This is a genomic window from Saccharopolyspora antiqui, from assembly GCF_052246905.1.
Classification (GTDB): domain Bacteria; phylum Actinomycetota; class Actinomycetes; order Mycobacteriales; family Pseudonocardiaceae; genus Saccharopolyspora.
This window is the reverse complement of the sequence record NZ_JBQQBO010000029.1, coordinates 51809-68622: the sequence shown is the minus strand read 5'-3', so window position 1 is coordinate 68622 and position 16814 is coordinate 51809. Positions and strand designations below refer to the sequence as shown.

Below are 16814 nucleotides of genomic sequence, written 5' to 3'. Positions count from 1 at the left end.
CGCTGGGAATGGTGTTCGGTCGGGACGCGGCGATCACGGCACGCCGTCGGGGTGGGCGCGCAGCCAGTCCTGGCCCTGCTGCGGGGTCGCGTAGAGGTCGATCGGGGCCGGTACGACCGTGTAGGCGCCGAGCTCGCCGGTGCGGACCTGGTCGGCGGCCTTGGCGGCGAGCCTGCCCACGGCGATGCCGGAGATGTCGACGACGCCCTTGAGCACCTCGTCGGCGGCCAGCGCCTGCGCGGCCTCGGTGGACATGTCGCCGCCGAACACCACCGTCTGGCCGACCTTGTTCCTGGCCTGCACGGCCCGGACCGCGCCCATCGTGGCGCCACCGGCCTCGCCGAAGAAGGCGTCGAGGTCGGGATGGGCGGTGAGGATCCGCTCGGCGACATCCACCGCCTCGTCGATGGTCGAACCCTCTTGGTTGGCGACGATCTGCGCGCCGGGCAGCTTGGCGTGCAAGGCCTGCTCGAAGCCGTGCCTGCGCTGGATGCAGACCTCGACGAACTCGCAGTTGACGACCGCGATCTTGGGATTGGACTTGCCGATGGAGCGGAAGTAGTCGGCGGCGCGCTCGCCGAGCAGGCCGCCGAAGCGGGTCGGGTCGCCGAGGACGTAGGCGGAGACGAACTGCCGGGCGCGGTCGTCGGCGATGCAGGTGTTGTAGCAGATGATCGGTATGCCGGAGTCGTGCGCGAGCTTGATCGCGGGCACCGAGGCGGTCGCCGACGCGGGCGAGAGGATCAGCGCGTCGACCTTCGCGGCGCTGACCTGGTCGATGAAGGTGCTCTCCTTGGAAGCGTCGCCCTGCGCGTTGAGCTGGAGCAGCTGCGGCGCGCGCCCGAGCGCCGTCACCTCCTGCTGCATGCCGACCCGGACTCCGGCGTAGAAACCCTGCGCGTCCATGTAGACGACGCCGAACCGGCCGTTCTCCCCCACCTTGCCGCCGCAGCCCGTGACCAGCGCGAACAGCGCGACCACCGCCAGCGCCAGGGCAGCCTTGCCGCTACGACGCCCCGTTGCGCCCATCCGTTTCTCCTCAAGTGATCCACCGTCGACGCCCGGCCCAGGCCGGGCCGGTGCGCGCCCAAGTGTTGCTCGCTGGCCGCCTCAGGTCAACATTATTTATTAATTAATGGGCCAACCACTGCTCCGCTGCTCGTGAGATGAAGGGTCTTACCGAACCACCCGCTCATGAGCCCCGGCGGCTCACATCTCCTTGGACGCGGCGTTGCTCGCGCGCAGCAGTTCCTCGACGAGTTCGGCGATGCGACTGCGCGGGCAGCGCACCGAAGGCACCGCGATGGCCATCGCGCCCACGGTGTGGCGGCGTGCGTCGATGATCGGGCAGCCCACCGCCGTGATGCCGCGCTCGCTCTCCTCGATGTTGGTGGCATAGCCACGGCGCCGAGCGGTGGCCAGCTGCCGACTGAGCACCGCGAAACTGGTCAGGGCGTTGCCGTTGGTGCGGGGCAGGCCGCGCGGGTAGAGCGCCTTCAGCGCATCCGGCGAAAGCGCCGCGAGCAACGCCTTTCCGCCAGCGGTGCAGTGCGCTGGCAGGATCACCCCGGTGCGCAGGCCGACCCGCAGCGGATGCGGACCTTCGACACCGTCGACGAACCGGACCCCGTTGCCCTCCAACACCATGAGGTGGACCGTCTCGCTGACCCGCCGACTGCAGTTCAACAGGTGGTCGTGCAGTTCGCGGCGCAGGTCGAGGCGCCTGACCGGGGTGGAGTTGAGCTGCTCCAACGCCGGTCCCGGCCGGTACACCCGCTGACCGTCCTGCACCACGAAATCACGCGCGCGCAACTGCGTGAGCAGCCGATGTGCGGTCGAGCGGGCGACTCCCAGCGCCTCGGCCGCCTCGCTGACCCGGATCTGCTGCACCTCGTTGATCAGCAGCACCAGGGCCAGCGCCTTGTCGACCGAGGTGGCGGCGCTGGTCCGGTCGCTGCCCGTCGACTCGTTGCGCCCCGTCGAGCTGTTCCGCCCCGTCGAGCTGTTCCGCATCGTCGAATCCTAGAGTTCCGCCATTCCGCCAGGCAATGCACGCTGACTAATCTGGCCTGATCACCGCCGGTCGCCCGTTCAGCGACGCAGCAGCGGTTTTGGACGGAGCGAGGTCACTGATGACACCGGGAACACCGCAGCCGAACGACGCCGGGCGCGCCGAAATCCCCGACACGTCCGGCGATCGCACCACGGGCACGCACCGCCCCGCCGCGGGCGAGGAGATGCCACGGCTGGTGGTGGGGATGTCCGGGTCCAGCGCGCCACAACTGGGGGCCACCTTCCTCGCGGTGGCGCGTGAACTGGCCTCGTTCGAGACGCATCTGGTGCTCTCCGACGGCGCCCGGCGCAGCATCGAAATCGAACTGCGCCGCGATCCGCTGGAGGTCGAGAAACTGGCGGACGTCGTCTACGACTCCCGCGACATGGCCGCCGCGGTCTCCTCGGGCTCCTTCCCCACCATGGGAATGGTCGTCATCCCCTGCTCGATGCGGACGCTGGCCGCGGTGGCGAGTGGGAACTCCGACAACCTGGTCTCCCGCGCAGCCGACGTCACGCTGAAGGAACGGCGGCCGCTGGTGCTGGTCACCCGCGAGACACCGCTGAACTACATACACATCAAGAACATGGAGACCGTCACGCTCGCCGGGGCGACGGTGCTGCCGCCGGTCCCGGCGTTCTACCACTACCCGGAGACGATCGACGATCTGCTGCGGCACATCTGCGGCAAGGTCCTGGATCAGTTCGGGATCAAGAACTCGACGTTCCGCCGGTGGACCTCATGACGGTGCCCGAAGATCTGGCCGGTCTGCTGCGCGGCTGGCCGCGGATCCACGTCGACGAGCAGGCCTTCCCGCTGCTGACCGTGGACGAGAGCGGGTTCCCGCACGTGGCGCTGCTGTCCCGCGCGGAACTGGACGTCGATGCCGACCGCGGCGCGATCCTCGCCGTGGTGGCCAGCGGGCAGACCCGGGCCAACATTCGGCGTTGCGGCCAGGCGACCCTGATCGCCGTGCACGGCGAGGTAGCCCACTACGCCAAGCTGCGAACCGCATCGACCACCGATCAGGACGGCCTGCTCGGTTGCGTTTTCCGCCTGGTGTCGCACAAGCGCGATTCGCTGGGAATCCCGCTCGCGCCAATAGGTTTCCAGCCCACCGCGGAGATCGTGGAAATGGAGCACTGGGCGCGCACCCGGAACCTGCTGGACCGACTGCGGGCACGCGCGACCGAGATGTAGTTCGGGTGGCGCGCCGCTGCGGCACGAGGTTCGTGCGGTGCGGCGATTTCGCGCGAAATCGTCTCCCCCTCCCCATGGGAACCGGCGATTTCGCGCGAAATCGCCAAGTCCACCAGCCCGCCGAGCAGGCACTACGTCCACGGTGTTCGAACATGCGGAATCTCCTGCGCGGAGCATTCCAAGCAGCGGGCCAGCGATCTAGTTTGACAGCACTCGCAATTCGGCATCCGACGACCGCGGTGGCGCAGCGCGCGACCGCACAGCTCGTCGAGAAAGGTCACGCGGTGAACGTGACGATAGTTGGCGCTGGCATCGGCGGACTCACGCTGGCGCTGGAGCTGCACGAGGCGAACATCGAATGCACGGTCGTCGAGGCGGCCGAGAGCATCGCCGGAATCGGCGTCGGCATCAACGTGCTACCGCACGCGATGCGGATCCTGACCGAGCTCGGCGTCGCCGACCGGCTCGAAGAGGTGGGTGTGACCACCAAGGAGTCGGTTTTCTTCAACCGGTTCGGCCAGCTCGTGCACCGCGAGCCGGGCGGCCGCTACGCGGGTTACGACTACCCGCAGCTGTCGCTGCACCGCGGCGATCTGCAGAAGGTGCTGTTGGAGGCCGTGCGCGAACGCCTCGGACCCGACAGCGTCCGCACCGGTCTGCGCTGCCTGGGTTTCGCCCAGGACGCGGGCGGAGTCGACGTCGAGGTGCGCGGTTCGAGCGGCACGACGCGGTTGCGGTCGGACGTGGTCATCGGCTGCGACGGCGTCCACTCGGCGATCCGCAAGCAGCTGTACCCGGCGGAGGGCGAGCCCCGCTATTCCGGCATCAACATGTGGCGGGGCGTCGCGCGGTGGAAACCGTTCCTCTCCGGCGCGAGCATGGTGCGGGCAGGCTGGTTCACCTCCGGGAAGCTGGTCGTCTACCCGATCCGGGAGAACATCGACGAGGCCGGGAACCAGTTGGTCAACTGGGTCGTGGAGATCGAGACGCCGCGACACCTGACGCGCGACTGGAACCGCACCGGCAAGCTGGCGGATTTCGCGTCGGCGTTCGACGACTGGCATTTCGACTGGCTCGACGTCCCGGCCCTGCTGCGCGCCTCGGACACCGTGCTGGAGTATCCGATGGTCGACCAGGATCCGTTGGAGAAGTGGTCTTTCGACCGCGTCACGCTGCTCGGCGACGCCGCGCATCCCATGGTGCCGCGCGGATCCAACGGCGCGGGACAGGCCATTCTGGACGCTCGCGCGTTGCGCGTCGCGTTGTCCTCTGGCGGCGATCCGGTGGCAGCGCTGGCCGATTACGAACAGGTCCGGTTGCCAGCCACCGCCGAGGTCGTCCGGATGAACCGCACGAATCCGCCCGACGCGATCCTGCGGGAGGTCTTCACCCGCACCGGCGACCGGCCGTTCCAGCACATCAACGAGGTGATCAGCGAAGGCGAGCTCGCCGAGATCTCGGATCGGTACAAGCAGGTGGCGGGCTACTCCAGGGATTCCTTCCCGAACTCGCGGTGAACCTCGCCCGCGAGGAGTGCCGGTGCCGCGGGGCACAGCTGTTGTTGACGCCTACCGCAAAGGAGCGGTCCGTTGGCATACAACGAATACGACCAACCACATGCCGATCTCCGCGAGCTCATCACGCGGATCGACAAGGCCGGTGAACTCGTCCGCGTGCCGGGCGTCGAACTCGACCTGGAGCTGGGCACGCTCATCGAGCTGATCGCCCATCGCGCCGGGGAAGGCGGTCCCGCCGTCCTCTTCGACGACGTGGTCGGCGCGGCGAAGGGGCGCCGGGTGTTCTCCGGGGCGACCAACTCCGCTCGCCGCCTGGCGCTCACGATGGGTCTGCCGACCCCGGAGCATCCGATGGACGTGGTGCGCAGCTACCGGGACCGGATGAAGCGGCACCGCCCGATTCCGCCGGTGTACGTGGACACCGGCCCGATCCTGGACAACGTGCTGCGGGACGAGGAGGTGGATGTCACCGCCTTCCAGGCGCCGCTGCTGCACGAACTCGACGGCGGCCGGTACATCGGCACCGACGATCTCGTCATCATGGCCGATCCGGACGAGCACTGGATCAACGCGGGCACCTACCGGGTCCAGGTGCACGGCCCCGACCGCGTCGGCCTGTGGACGTCGCCGGGCAAGCAGGGCCGACAGATCCGGGACAAGTACTTCAGCCAGGGCAAACCCTGCCCGGTGCTGATCTCCTGCGGGCACGATCCGCTGTTGTTCCTGGCGGCCGGGAACGAACTTCGGTACGGGCTGTCGGAATTCGACTACGCCGGTGGGCATCGCGGCCAACCCTTCGAGGTGGTCCGCTCCGAGCTGCACGGGCTGCCCATGCCCGCGCACGCCGAACTGGTGCTGGAAGGCGAGATCCATCCCGGCGACACCGCACCGGAGGGGCCCTTCGGGGAGTTCACCGGGTACTACGCCGGTGGTCGAAGCGATCAACCGGTGGTGCGCATCCGGCGCATCTACCACCGCACCGACCCGATTCTCACGGTCGCCTCCCCGATCCGGCCGCCGTCGAACTTCTCCTACAGCAAGTGCGTGATGAAATCCGGCATGATCTGGGACGAAGTGGAGCGGGCCGGACTCTCCGGTGTGCAGGGCGTCTGGTGCCACGAGGCCGGAGCCGCCCGGCTGTTCAACGTCATCTCGATCAAGCAGGCCTACGCCGGACACGCCAAGCAGGCCGCGCTGCTCGCCGCCGGTTGCCAGTCCGGCTCCTACCTCGGCCGGTTCGTGGTGGTCGTCGACGAGGACATCGATCCAACCAACATGTTCGACGTGCTCTGGGCGATGTCCACCCGGTGCGATCCCGCCGAGGACATCGAAATCGTGCGGGGCGCGTGGAGCGGGCCGCTGGATCCCCGCATCCCGCGCGGCGTGACGCGCAACTCGCGCGCCCTGATCAGCGCGGTGCGGCCGTTCGAGCGGCTGGCCGAATTCCCTCCCGTAGCGGAAGCGAGCCCGCAGCTGCGGGCCAAGGTCGCGGAGAAGTTCTCCGCGGTTCTGGACCGCCTCGGGCACGAACCGTTCGAAGGGGAGCGGAAAGCATGAGGAACGCGACGATCACGAGATGCGCTGTGGCGCTGCTGGCGCTGATCAGCCTGTTGACCGCCTGCGGTTCCGGCGGCCAGTCCGACGACGCGTCGGTCATCAAGTACGGCGTCTACGAACCCGGCACCGACGCGGGCTATCTGCTGATGGCCCAGGAGAAGCAGCTGTTCAGCAAGTACGGGGTCAAGGTCGAGGTCGTCCAGTTCAACAGCGCGCAGCAGGCCTTTCCGGCGCTGCTGTCCGGACAGGTCGACGTGATCCAGGGCAATCCGAGCGAAGCGTTGCTGGCGAAGGAAAAAGGCGCCCCGATCAAGTTCATCGGATCGACCATGCCCGGCCTCAACTACGTCCTCTACGGCAAGCAGGACCGGGCGACGTTGAGCAGCCTGCAGGGCGCCACCGTCGGGATCTCCACGCCCACGGCGCTTCCGGCCTTGATCGCCAAGGAGATGCTCAGCCAGTCCGGTGTGAACCTCGCCTCGGTCAAGTTCGTCAACTCCGGCGGTTCGCCGGACCGCTACAAGGCGGTGGTCTCCGGCCGGGCCGACGCCGCGTCGTCACCGCTGGACTTCATCGCGCAGGCGAACAAGGACAACATCAGGGTGCTCGCCAAGGCCAAGGACGTGGTGCCGGACTACCCGCGGTACGCCATCATCGCCCGCGAGGACGTGCTGACCCAGGCGCCGGACAAGGTCGTCGGCCTGCTCGCCGGGCTGATCGAGGGAATCCGCTACGCCCTCGACCACGAGGACGAGGCCAACGCCCTGACCGCGAAAACGCTGAACATCCCGGCGGATTCCGAGGAGATCACCTCGACCTACACCGAATACAAAGAGGGCGGCTACCTGTCGTCCAACGGTGCCATCCCGGTGAAGCAGATCCAGTACATCCAGCAGTTGCAGCAGCGCCTCGGTCTGTCCAACACATCAGTCGACATCAACCAACTCATCGACGACAGCTTCCGCCAGAAAGCGATCGAGAAGATCGGTCCCGTTCCGGAGACCTACTATGGCGCCAAATGATCAAGCCCAGCGATCGGGCGAACTCCGGGTCAGCAAGCCAGTCGTCGTCCGCAGAGCATGGAGAGCACCGTGAATGACCGACTCGCCGTCGACGAGCGTTCCGCGGATCCGGCCGATGCCTCGGCGGCCGTCGCCGCTGGCGTCGTCGTCTCGCACGTCTCGAAGACCTACGGCAGCAGGCAGCGGCCGGGTGTGGACGCGCTCACCGACGTCTCCTTCGAGGTGGCCGCCGGTGAGATCGTGGCGCTCACCGGGCACAGCGGCTGCGGGAAGACCACCCTGCTGCGCATCATCATGGGCCTGGAAACGGCGACCGGCGGCACGGTGCGCGTCGGTGACCGGGAGGTCGAGGGCTGCGATCCGAAGTGCGGCATCGTCTTCCAGCACGCCGAACTGCTGCCCTGGCGCACCGCCAGGGGCAACGTCGAGTTCGGGCTGAAGGCACGCGGCATGGCGCGCGCGCAGCGCCGCGAGGTCGCCGACCGGTGCCTGGAGCTCGTCGGCCTGTCGCACGCCGCGGACCGCAGGCCGGACGAGCTCTCCGGCGGGATGCGCCAGCGGGTCGGTATCGCGCGGGCGCTCGCCATCGATCCGGAACTGCTGCTGATGGACGAACCTTTCTCGGCGCTCGACGCGCAAACCCGGGAGACCATGCAGGCCGAGCTGCTGCAGATCCAGGAGCGCACCGGCAAGACGATCATCTTCGTCTCGCACGATCTCGACGAGTCGGTCCTGCTCGCCGACCGGGTCGTCGCGATGCTGCCGAATCCCGGGCGGGTGCAGGCGATCCTGGACACCAGCCTGGACCGATCGCTGCCCATCGAGCAGCGGCGCGGCTCGACGCGGTTCATGCAGCGGCGGCACGAGCTCTACCAGCTCATCCACGGAAAGCGGGACCTGCTACCAGAGGAGAGCTCGCGATGAGCACCGCAACGGCTACGCCCCCATCGGCCGACGCGAAGGACGTGCCGATGACACGAAATCGGAGCCGCAGGTACGGACTTCGCGACCGGCTCATCACGCTCGCCTCGGTGATCGTGCTGCTGATCGTGTGGGAGATCGTCGGACGTTCGCTCAACCCGATCCTGGCGGCGCCGCCGTCCCGGGTGTTCACCGCGTTGATCGAGATGGCGCGGGACGGCACGCTGGGCGAGGCCGTGGGTGCGACGTCCCGGCCGTTCCTCACCGGGTACGTGCTGGCCGCCGTCGCGGGGATTCCGATCGGGTTGCTGATCGGGCGTTTCCGGGTGGTCGAGGCGGCGATCGGCTGGCTGGTCGTGGCGGGTTACTCGCTGCCGATGATCGCCCTCACCCCGGTGTTCGTGCTGTGGTTCGGTCTGGAGGACACGGTGAAGACCGCGATCGTCATGACGATGACCGTCTTCGCCGTGATCATCAACACCTGGAACGGCGTGCAGGCGATTCCCCGCACGCTCACCGAGGTCGGCACCGCGTTCTGCGCGCCGCAGCGGATGATCCTGCGCTCCATCGTGCTGCCCTCGGTCATCCCGTCGATCATGACCGGGCTGCGCATCGGTGTCGGCAAGGCCGTCATCGGCATCGTCATCGCCGAGTTCTTCACCGCGCTCGGCGGCCTGGGCGGCGTGATCGTCGAAGCCGGGCACACCTTCGAACCGGATCGGATGTTCGCCGCTGTGGTGGTCCTGATGGCCGGTGCCCTGATCCTCACCTGGCTGATCGGGGTAGCCGAACGCCGCATCGCCCCCTGGAACCGATCAATCACCGGCCACGGCGACGGCGCCTGAGTGGTGGGGGGGTGGGCCAGTTTTCGCACTCACGACCCCTATGCAGCGCAGCGGCGGCACCGACTCGACGAACCGTGCCAGCCTTCTCGACGCAGCACGCTCAGGACCTCCGCCGCGACAGCGCAAGGCTCTGCGTGGACCTCATGCCACCCGTACACCAGACGAGCGCGGTCGGCGAGTTCGGCGGCGTTGTCACGGCGCCGATCCCGGAATGCGACCCGGCTGGTCGAATGGAACTGCCGCCCATCCAGGCGGACGGTCAATCGTGCCCCCGCGTCGTCGTAGCTGATGTCTTCCCAGAGCACGATGCCATCGACCACGAAAGGGGTTTGTCGAAGCGCCGTCGGAAGCCCGTGCGCCTGTTCCACGTTGAGCAGGTACTCGGCCTCCAATACCGAGAGAGCACCACCGGCCAACAGATCGAGTGCGGCTTTCATCGCCTTCCGATACCGGTACGGCGGCCTCAGCTCAAGCTGACTGTGCACCCTCCACAACGGAACCCGGTTCGCACCGACGAGCTGGATTACCATGTCGCGCGCCTGCTCCGGCGTCGCTTCACCAGCGGCCAGGTCGATGATGGTGTCCTCTCGGTTCGTCCTCGGCGGTTCGGACGGCGCGATGATGTGCCGATACGCCCGTGATCTGTGCACCTGGACGATCGGCAGCTGCGCAACAGCGGAATGCTTGTACGGCACCGTGATGTGCACCGGGGAGTCTTCCGCTACCGGCAGCATCCCCCATTCCTCGGCGGCCGTGCGGTGGCTGAGCACCGCCCACGGTCCGCCGTAGAGCAGGGCTGCGCTCAGCAAAGATGATCTCGGCAGCGGTCCGGTGAAGGTGGCGTACACGTTCGGCAACACGCACTGCCACCGCTGCGCCTCAAGCTGTGCTGGGATCAGGTGCCTGGACAGACCGAATCCCTGGAGTTGCTCGGTTGACACGACCCCGTGTTGGGAGTCCACCGTTTTGATCCACCGCTCGCGGTCCTCCGGCACGAACGACACATGACGCGACCACTTTGGATTCTTGGACATGTAATCCAAGATCCAGATTCGTGCGCCGTCCCACCAGTGCACTTTCGAGTCGTGGGGGGGCCAACACCGGTTGGAGCCGGTTTTCGCACTCACGACCGTTCAGCGCAGGTTCAGCGAATCCGGGCCCCGGTTGGCGAGGCCAGCAGCCGACATCAGCGCGTGCAGCCGGTCCACCTCTTCGGGCAGCGGGGCGGGCATCGGGTCGCGCATCAGCGGCGAGGAGATGTTCCCGGCGAGCCAGCTGGCCAGCTTGTAGCGGATGTGCAGCCGCGAGTAGTCCGAGTAGACGTACTCGTGCAGTGCGGCCAGCCCGCTCTGCCAGAGCTCGGTCGCCGCCGCCACCTCGCCCGCGCGCCACAGCCGGATGTGCTCCAGCATCGGTTCCAGCGCGTAGCAGAACGAACCGGAGCAGGCGCCGTCGAGCTGTCCGTTCGCCAGGTTCTCGTGGTAGCGCACGGCGCTGGAGGGCAGGATCGCCACCTGCGGCGCCTCCGCCCGCAGGAAACGGGCGACCCGCCGGTACCCCTCGTAGGAGTAGGTCATCTTCCAACCGGCGACCGTGGGCACCCGCTCCAGCACCGCCCGGATCGTCTCGATGGGCCAGCCGATGCCGTACTCGGGGGTGCGCGGACCGGTCGGGTGCACGAGGAGCGGAACATCGCCCACGCTGTCGGCGACCTTGCCGAGGTAGTCCGCGACGACCTCCGGGTACCGGGCGGCGTTCCACGACGTCGTGATGTCGGCGGAACCGTAGGGCGGCAGCACGAACAGCGCCGCCGCACCGCATGCCAGGGCATCCCGCGCCACGGCGATCGCCTCGGTCGTGGTGCGCCCGACCACCCCGGCCACCACCGGGCCCTTGGCGACCTCGACGGCCGCGGTCACGTTGGCCACCAGTTCGTCGCGTTCCAGCGTGTAGATCTCGCCTGCCTCGGCGTTGATGATCGGCACCACCGGCAGATCGGGGTCGACTCGCTCGGTCTGTGCCACCTGCCGGGCCAGTTCCGCCGTGTCCACCTTCTCCGACTCGTCGAACGGCGTCATCAGGGTTACGTGCAGGCTGGTCGAAACGTAGTCCGAGCCCATGGCATCCTCCGCTTGCATCAGTGGAACTTGGCCGAGTCGTTCCAGGTCAACCCGGCCTTCTGGTAGGCCTCTCGCAGGTACGAAAGATCGACGGTGTTTTCGTAGGTGACGTTCACCGGTCCCTTGAGACCGCCACCGGCCCGCAGCGCCCCGATGGCCGGTTGGATGAAGTCGCGCGGCATCCCCAGCAGGTTCGCCAGCGACGGTTCCTGGCCGATGTCGCTGAGCCGGTAGGTGTAGAACGCGTCCATGGTGGGCGGGTCGTACTTCAGGATCGGTTGCAGCAGCGCCCGCGCCTGCTGGCCCTGGTTCTGGGAGATGTCCTGCTGCAACCACTTCTCCGCATCGAGCAGCCCGGCCAGGAAGTCGACCGCCTGCTGCCGGTGGTCGACCAGCCAGTCGGTCCGGGCGACGATGCACGAGGTGTACTCGATCGGGGCGTTGGCGAGATCCGCGGTGGTGGCGAGCACGTTCACCGGCTCTTTCGCCCGCAGCTTCGCGTAGTCCACCGCCAGCAGCACGGCGGCGTCGACCTGCTTCGTCGCCAACGCGCCGACCATCTGCGGGTAGGGCACCGGGACGAACTGCACGTCCTTGCCGACGGTGAGGCCGATCCCGGCGAGCTTGGCCCGCAGGTAGAAGTCGTAGCTGGTGCCGATGCCGGTCAGCGCCACCTTCTTGCCCCGCAGATCCGCCAGCTTGGCGATCCCGCTGGACGCCGGGGCCGCCAGGTAGCCGCCCTGGTGGTCGCCCTGGCCGAAGCCGAGGCCCGCGAGGATGGTCACCGGGGCGCCCTGCGAGACCGCGGCGAACACGGTGGTCGGCGCGGAATGCGCGAACTGGACCTGGTTGCCGCTGAGCAGACTGGTCGACAGCCCGACGTCATTGACGTTCTCCAGCGAGACGTCGAGTCCGTGGCCCTGCCAAACCTGCCGCTGCTGGGCGGCGAGGATGGTGGCGATCGGCGAGGACGCGGCGTAGCCCACCTTGATCTCCCGACTCGATCCGGGCGACACGCAGCCGGCGAGCGCGAGCAGGCACACGGTGAGGACCACCGCGCCGGTGATCCGGAAGCGCCGCACGGCGTTCAAGGGCATGATCGGTGCCTCCAAGGGGCGGGAGAGGTTTCGCGGCGCACGAACGGGTTTCACAGCGCGGAGGAGTCCTGCCAGGACAGCAGTCTCGCCGAGGCGCGGCTGATCAGCCGGTCCAGGATGAAGCCGAGCAGCGCGGTGACCACGATTCCGGCCAGCATGATGTCGGGGCGGAAGTTGCGCTGCCAGAAGACGATCGAGTATCCGAGGCCGTCGTTGGCGGAGATCATCTCGGCGGCCACGACGAGCACGAACGAAATACCGGTGGCCACCCGAATTCCGCTGAGGATGTGCGGTGTGACCGACGGCAGCACCACCGTCCACAGGATCTGGCGGCGGCTGGCGCCGAGGGTCCGGGCGTTCCAGACCAGCACCCGGTTCACCCCGGTGACGCCGGTGTAGGTGTTCACGGCCATCGGGAAGAACGTGCCGAGCAGCACCATCGCGATCTTCGACGGTTCACCGATGCCCAGCCAGAGGATCAGCAGCGGCAGCAGGGCCAGCTTCGGCATCGGGAAGGTGAAGGAGATCAACGGATCCAGCAGGTGCGCCAGGATCCGGGACTGTCCCATCAGGACACCGACGAGCACACCGACCACCACGCCGAGGACCAGACCCACGACCACCCGGTACATGGTCGAGCCGATGTCCGTCCACATCGAACCGCTGCCGAACAGCTCGTCCCACAGGGCGACCGCGACGCGGCCCGGCGCGGGGATCACCAGGGGGTCGAGCCGACCGAGCGCGGATCCGGCCTCCCACAGGAGCAGGATGAGGATGAACGGCGTGCACCGGAGCGCGGCGAGACCGATTCGGTGCCAGATCCGCCGCGCTCGTGGGGATCCCGCCGAGCTGTTGCCGACCTGCGCGGGAGGCCGCGTCTCCGTCAGCTGCGCGCTTTCCGCCGTGTCACTCATCGTCGCCCACCACCGACTGGTCGTTCATCGCCTGCCAGACCACCTGGCGGATCTTCTGGAACTCGTCGGTCGCCCGAACCTCGGGCGTCCGGGGGCGGGCCAGCGGCACCGGGACCTCCATGGCCACCCGTCCCGGGCGGGCCGCCATCACCACGATCCGGTCGGCGAGGATCACCGCCTCGTCCACGCTGTGCGTCACGAAGCACACCGTGGTCCGCTGGTTCTCCCAGATGTCGAGCAGCGCCAGTTGCAGCGATTCGCGGGTGAAGGCATCGAGCGCGCCGAAGGGCTCGTCCATCAGCAGCACCTGCGGATCGCAGACCAGGCTCTGCGCGATCGCCAACCGCTGGCGCATGCCGCCGGAGAGCTGCTTGGGCAGCCGCTCCTCGAAATCGCTGAGGCCGACCATGTCGAGGTATTCGCGGGCGCGGCTGATCCGTTCGGATCGAGTGCCGGATCCCTGCAGCTCCAGGCCGTAGGTGACGTTGCGCAGCACCGTGCGCCACGGCAGCACGCCGCCTTCCTGGAACACCACGCCCCGCGACGGTGCGGGTGAGGTGACCTCGGTGCCGTTCATCGCGATCCGGCCGGACGTCGGGGTCAGCAGGCCCGCGATCATCATCAGCAGGGTGCTCTTGCCGCATCCGCTCGGACCGACGACGCAGACGAACTCGCCGACGGAGATGTCCAGGTTCACATCCGTTACCGCGATGAACTCGCGGCCGTCCGCGGTGAATTGTTTGCTGACGTTCGACAGGGCAAGCATCTGCGGGGAGGTGGAACCTGCTGGCGCCTCGCCTCCACCGGAACCTGTCAGTCGTGCTACCGCCACGGGGGACCTCGCCTCAGGTTCGCGTTGCAGGACCACGCCCAGAGCCTCGCGGGGGCGGTCCGTGTCATCGGATGTTAACTACGCATACCTCAGAGAGGAATAATCTGGGTACGAAATTCCGCTCTACCGAATAGTCCCGTGGCTAGCGGGTTTTCCCACGCACGACGACACAGCCGAGCCCGCACGGCGAGCTCGGCTGTCGGTCGGCATGCGTGGTACGCGCTCAGGCGCCCAGTTCGCGGCGCAGCAGCGCCGCCGCCTCGGACATCGCGCGCAGCTTCCCGAACGCGGAATCCCTCGGCAGGTACTTCATGCCGCAGTCGGTGGCCATCACCACCCGCTGCGGCTTGATCCAGCCGAACGCACGACGGGTGCGCTCGGCGACGGTGTCAACGCTCTCGACCTCGGGGTCGGACAGGTCGATCACCCCGAGGATGATCGTCTTGTCGGTGAGGTCGGCGAGCACGCCGAGGTCGAGCCCGGACTGCGCGGTCTCGATGGAGATCTGATCAACCGGACAACCCGCCAGCTCGGGCAGGAACGAGTAGCCCTCGGGCCGCGCGTGGATGATCGCCGCGTAGCCGAAGCAGATGTGCACGGCCGTGACGCCGGTGACCCCGTCGAGGGCGGCGTTGAGCGCGGCCAGCCCGTAGGCGCGGGCGGCGTCGGGACGCGCCTGCATGTAGGGCTCGTCGATCTGCACGATGTCCGCGCCCGCCGCGTGCAGGTCCTTGATCTCGGCGTTCACGGCGGCCGCGTAGTCCATCGCGGCGGCCTCCGCGTCCGGGTAGTGGTCGTTCTGGGCCTGCTGCGACATGGTGAACGGGCCCGGCACGGTCATCTTCACCGGCCGATCGGTGTGGGCGCGCAGGAACCGCAGGTCGTCGACCTCGACGGGATGCCGCCGCGCGATCGGGCCGACGATGCGCGGCACCGGATTGGGATGGCCGCTGCGGTCCAGCGCCGTACCGGGATTGTCGATGTCCACGCCGTTGAGGGCGGTGGCGAAGTGGTTGGAGTAGCTCTCCCGGCGGATCTCACCGTCGGTGATGATGTCGAGCCCGGCGTCCTCCTGGGCGCGGATCGCGATCACCGTGGCGTCGTCCTGGGCCTCCGCCAGGTGATCGGGGCCGATCCGCCACAGCTCGCGGGCGCGGACCCGGGGCGGGAACCGGCCAGCTAGCTTCGCGCGGTCGATCAGCCACTCCGGCTGGGCGTAGCTGCCGACCAGCGAGGTGGGCAGCAGCGGCATCGAGGCTGGTGCCTGCCCGGTTGTTGCTGCGGATGGCTGTGCTGGCATGGCCTACTCCCAACGTTCGGCGGTGACACGTGACCGTTCGGTCGCCGCAAACCCTAACCCCGATCGCCGGAGTTGCTCACGATCGATGATCATCTGCGCGGCGTGAGCACCGGCGGGGCGCGGTCGTGCCGAACGCCTCGCACCGGATGCGGCTCACCGCTGCGACCAGTCCGCCCAACCGTCCCCTTCACACCACGGGTCGGCGAACCACTTTTGATCAACATTCTCAAATCTGTTGCTGTGCAAAGACGATTCGCGCAAGTCAGCCACTTCACAGTCCTATGTGGATTTCAAGAGGATTGGACACCGAACCCGCTGGATCCCGTCCCGCTCCGCCGCACACGCATCGGCACCGCAGCCCAACCGAGGCTCCGCAGCGCTTTCCGCTGTCCGAACTCGGACCCCCACGAAAACGCGGGGTGTCGACGCTCGGGCGGCCCGCCGGAGTGAGGAATGCCATCCGCCCGGTGAGCCGGAACGGGCGCACACTTGAGGAATGGACGGGCAGTGGACCCCGCAGGACCACGAGGAGCTGATCGCGGGATGGCGGTTGTGGCTCGCGCTCAGCTCGTCCGCCTGGCCACGTGCCAGCTGGGACGGCAGTCCCGACGAAGCGGTTAGCGGCCTGCGAGAACTGATGGCGACCTGCGATGAGATCCTCGCCGACTACCTCGCCGCGGGCGGATCCGAGTCCGCCGAGGTCGTCGGACTGCTGCGGTCGATGTACCCGGTCGCGAGCTGGACGTGCGAGCTGTGGCAGGGCGACACCACACCGCTGGACGGTGAACGCACCGCGCTGCTGCACAGCGACCTCGCCGGGTTCGCCGACCACGCCGTGGGCGTGCAGACGCTGCTCGCCGAAGGCGGCGGTTGGGCGTCCCTCGCGCTCTAGCCCCGCACCTACAATCCATTGTGGACTTTTCGGTGCGGGGCCCGCGTTGATCTAGAGTCGGTTCCATGGTCGATCGATTCCAGGTGGTGCCATCCGTCTACGTCGCGCTCCGCAGCTCCGCTGGCGGTGCGCAAGTACTGCTCCAGCTCCGAAAGGACACCGGCTACATGGACGGCCATTGGGCGATGGCGGCGGCAGGCCACGTCGAATCCGGCGAATCCGTGCTCGACGCGGCATGCCGGGAAGCAGCGGAGGAACTCGGCATCGGGATCTCCGCGGCGGACCTGGTGCCGCTGTCGGTCATGCACCGAACGCAGGGCGACAGCCGACCGCTGAACGAACGCGTCGACTTCTTCTTCGAATGCCACAACTGGACCGGCCACCCCCACCGCGCCGAACCCCACAAAACCGCGGATCTGCGGTGGTTCCCGCTCGACGCACTACCGCACCCCACCGTCCCCCACGAGCACTTCATCCTCCAACACCTCCACACCAACACCCTCCCCAGAATCACCACCTTCGGTTTCTGACAACCGCTCGCGGG

17 protein-coding genes are annotated in these 16814 nt (G+C 68.0%); 9 read left to right on the top strand and 8 right to left on the bottom strand.

Annotated elements, in window-relative coordinates:
* Nucleotides 1-33: 33 nt before the first annotated feature.
* A complete protein-coding gene (locus tag ACTWQN_RS32570; RefSeq protein WP_443207468.1) occupies nt 34-1029 on the bottom strand; it encodes a substrate-binding domain-containing protein in 996 nt (331 codons plus the stop codon).
* A 180-nt stretch (nt 1030-1209) separates the two neighbouring features.
* Complete coding sequence (locus ACTWQN_RS32565) at nt 1210-2013, bottom strand: IclR family transcriptional regulator (protein WP_443207467.1); 804 nt, start codon at nt 2011-2013, stop codon at nt 1210-1212.
* A 119-nt stretch (nt 2014-2132) separates the two neighbouring features.
* Between ACTWQN_RS32565 and ACTWQN_RS32560 the strand changes: the two genes are divergently transcribed.
* The 7 genes from ACTWQN_RS32560 (at nt 2133) to ACTWQN_RS32530 (ending at nt 9115) form a co-directional block, all read left to right on the top strand.
* Nucleotides 2133-2798, top strand: coding sequence for a UbiX family flavin prenyltransferase (locus tag ACTWQN_RS32560; RefSeq protein WP_443207466.1), 666 nt, complete (start codon nt 2133-2135; stop codon nt 2796-2798).
* On the top strand, nt 2795-3253 hold the full coding sequence (locus ACTWQN_RS32555) for a hypothetical protein (protein WP_443207465.1): 459 nt from the start codon (nt 2795-2797) through the stop codon (nt 3251-3253). The genes ACTWQN_RS32560 and ACTWQN_RS32555 overlap by 4 nt, the downstream gene beginning before the upstream one ends.
* Nucleotides 3254-3537: 284 nt before the next feature.
* The gene (locus ACTWQN_RS32550) at nt 3538-4770 is read left to right on the top strand and encodes a flavin-dependent oxidoreductase (protein WP_443207464.1); all 1233 of its coding nucleotides are present in this window, start codon (nt 3538-3540) and stop codon (nt 4768-4770) included.
* 72 nt (nt 4771-4842) lie between these two features.
* Nucleotides 4843-6327, top strand: a complete 1485-nt coding sequence (locus ACTWQN_RS32545; protein WP_443207463.1) for a UbiD family decarboxylase — start codon at nt 4843-4845, stop codon at nt 6325-6327.
* Complete coding sequence (locus ACTWQN_RS32540; RefSeq protein ID WP_443207462.1) at nt 6324-7349, top strand: ABC transporter substrate-binding protein; 1026 nt, start codon at nt 6324-6326, stop codon at nt 7347-7349. Before ACTWQN_RS32545 ends, ACTWQN_RS32540 begins: the two co-directional genes overlap by 4 nt.
* Nucleotides 7350-7418: 69 nt before the next feature.
* On the top strand, nt 7419-8273 hold the full coding sequence (locus tag ACTWQN_RS32535; protein ID WP_443207461.1) for an ABC transporter ATP-binding protein: 855 nt from the start codon (nt 7419-7421) through the stop codon (nt 8271-8273).
* A complete protein-coding gene (locus ACTWQN_RS32530) occupies nt 8270-9115 on the top strand; it encodes an ABC transporter permease (RefSeq protein ID WP_443207460.1) in 846 nt (281 codons plus the stop codon). Before ACTWQN_RS32535 ends, ACTWQN_RS32530 begins: the two co-directional genes overlap by 4 nt.
* A gap of 38 nt (nt 9116-9153) precedes the next feature.
* Here the strand turns inward: ACTWQN_RS32530 and ACTWQN_RS32525 are convergent, their stop codons facing one another.
* The 6 genes from ACTWQN_RS32525 to ACTWQN_RS32500 all read right to left on the bottom strand — a co-directional run bounded on the left by ACTWQN_RS32525 (nt 9154) and on the right by ACTWQN_RS32500 (nt 15378).
* Complete coding sequence (locus ACTWQN_RS32525; RefSeq protein WP_443207459.1) at nt 9154-9849, bottom strand: putative endonuclease domain-containing protein; 696 nt, start codon at nt 9847-9849, stop codon at nt 9154-9156.
* A 399-nt stretch (nt 9850-10248) separates the two neighbouring features.
* Nucleotides 10249-11253: a dihydrodipicolinate synthase family protein gene (locus tag ACTWQN_RS32520; RefSeq protein WP_443207458.1), complete on the bottom strand. Its 1005-nt coding sequence runs from the start codon at nt 11251-11253 to the stop codon at nt 10249-10251.
* Entirely contained in the window at nt 11253-12332 is a 1080-nt protein-coding gene (locus ACTWQN_RS32515; protein ID WP_443207457.1) for an ABC transporter substrate-binding protein, read from the bottom strand. Before ACTWQN_RS32515 ends, ACTWQN_RS32520 begins: the two co-directional genes overlap by 1 nt.
* 50 nt (nt 12333-12382) lie before the next feature.
* A complete protein-coding gene (locus ACTWQN_RS32510; protein ID WP_443207456.1) occupies nt 12383-13246 on the bottom strand; it encodes an ABC transporter permease in 864 nt (287 codons plus the stop codon).
* A complete protein-coding gene (locus ACTWQN_RS32505) occupies nt 13239-14012 on the bottom strand; it encodes an ABC transporter ATP-binding protein (RefSeq protein WP_443207455.1) in 774 nt (257 codons plus the stop codon). The genes ACTWQN_RS32510 and ACTWQN_RS32505 overlap by 8 nt, the downstream gene beginning before the upstream one ends.
* 289 nt (nt 14013-14301) lie before the next feature.
* Nucleotides 14302-15378, bottom strand: a complete 1077-nt coding sequence (locus ACTWQN_RS32500) for a uroporphyrinogen decarboxylase family protein (RefSeq protein ID WP_443207454.1) — start codon at nt 15376-15378, stop codon at nt 14302-14304.
* Between the two features lie 496 nt (nt 15379-15874).
* On the opposite strand from ACTWQN_RS32500, the gene ACTWQN_RS32495 reads away from it, so the two are divergent.
* Both ACTWQN_RS32495 and ACTWQN_RS32490 read left to right on the top strand, forming a co-directional pair.
* Entirely contained in the window at nt 15875-16270 is a 396-nt protein-coding gene (locus ACTWQN_RS32495; RefSeq protein WP_443207453.1) for a hypothetical protein, read from the top strand.
* Between the two features lie 65 nt (nt 16271-16335).
* The gene (locus ACTWQN_RS32490; protein ID WP_443207452.1) at nt 16336-16800 is read left to right on the top strand and encodes an NUDIX hydrolase; all 465 of its coding nucleotides are present in this window, start codon (nt 16336-16338) and stop codon (nt 16798-16800) included.
* The last annotated feature ends 14 nt before the right edge of the window (nt 16801-16814 follow it).

Coding starts and splice junctions, on each gene's coding strand:
- ACTWQN_RS32505 (WP_443207455.1), bottom strand. CDS start 14,012: ATGCTTGCCCTGTCGAACGTCAGCAAACAATTCACCGCGGACGGCCGC.
- ACTWQN_RS32555 (WP_443207465.1), top strand. CDS start 2,795: ATGACGGTGCCCGAAGATCTGGCCGGTCTGCTGCGCGGCTGGCCGCGG.
- ACTWQN_RS32525 (WP_443207459.1), bottom strand. CDS start 9,849: ATGCTGCCGGTAGCGGAAGACTCCCCGGTGCACATCACGGTGCCGTAC.
- ACTWQN_RS32490 (WP_443207452.1), top strand. CDS start 16,336: ATGGTCGATCGATTCCAGGTGGTGCCATCCGTCTACGTCGCGCTCCGC.
- ACTWQN_RS32560 (WP_443207466.1), top strand. CDS start 2,133: ATGACACCGGGAACACCGCAGCCGAACGACGCCGGGCGCGCCGAAATC.
- ACTWQN_RS32565 (WP_443207467.1), bottom strand. CDS start 2,013: ATGCGGAACAGCTCGACGGGGCGGAACAGCTCGACGGGGCGCAACGAG.
- ACTWQN_RS32500 (WP_443207454.1), bottom strand. CDS start 15,378: ATGCCAGCACAGCCATCCGCAGCAACAACCGGGCAGGCACCAGCCTCG.
- ACTWQN_RS32510 (WP_443207456.1), bottom strand. CDS start 13,246: ATGAGTGACACGGCGGAAAGCGCGCAGCTGACGGAGACGCGGCCTCCC.
- ACTWQN_RS32530 (WP_443207460.1), top strand. CDS start 8,270: ATGAGCACCGCAACGGCTACGCCCCCATCGGCCGACGCGAAGGACGTG.
- ACTWQN_RS32570 (WP_443207468.1), bottom strand. CDS start 1,029: ATGGGCGCAACGGGGCGTCGTAGCGGCAAGGCTGCCCTGGCGCTGGCG.
- ACTWQN_RS32495 (WP_443207453.1), top strand. CDS start 15,875: ATGGACGGGCAGTGGACCCCGCAGGACCACGAGGAGCTGATCGCGGGA.
- ACTWQN_RS32520 (WP_443207458.1), bottom strand. CDS start 11,253: ATGCAAGCGGAGGATGCCATGGGCTCGGACTACGTTTCGACCAGCCTG.
- ACTWQN_RS32540 (WP_443207462.1), top strand. CDS start 6,324: ATGAGGAACGCGACGATCACGAGATGCGCTGTGGCGCTGCTGGCGCTG.
- ACTWQN_RS32515 (WP_443207457.1), bottom strand. CDS start 12,332: ATGCCCTTGAACGCCGTGCGGCGCTTCCGGATCACCGGCGCGGTGGTC.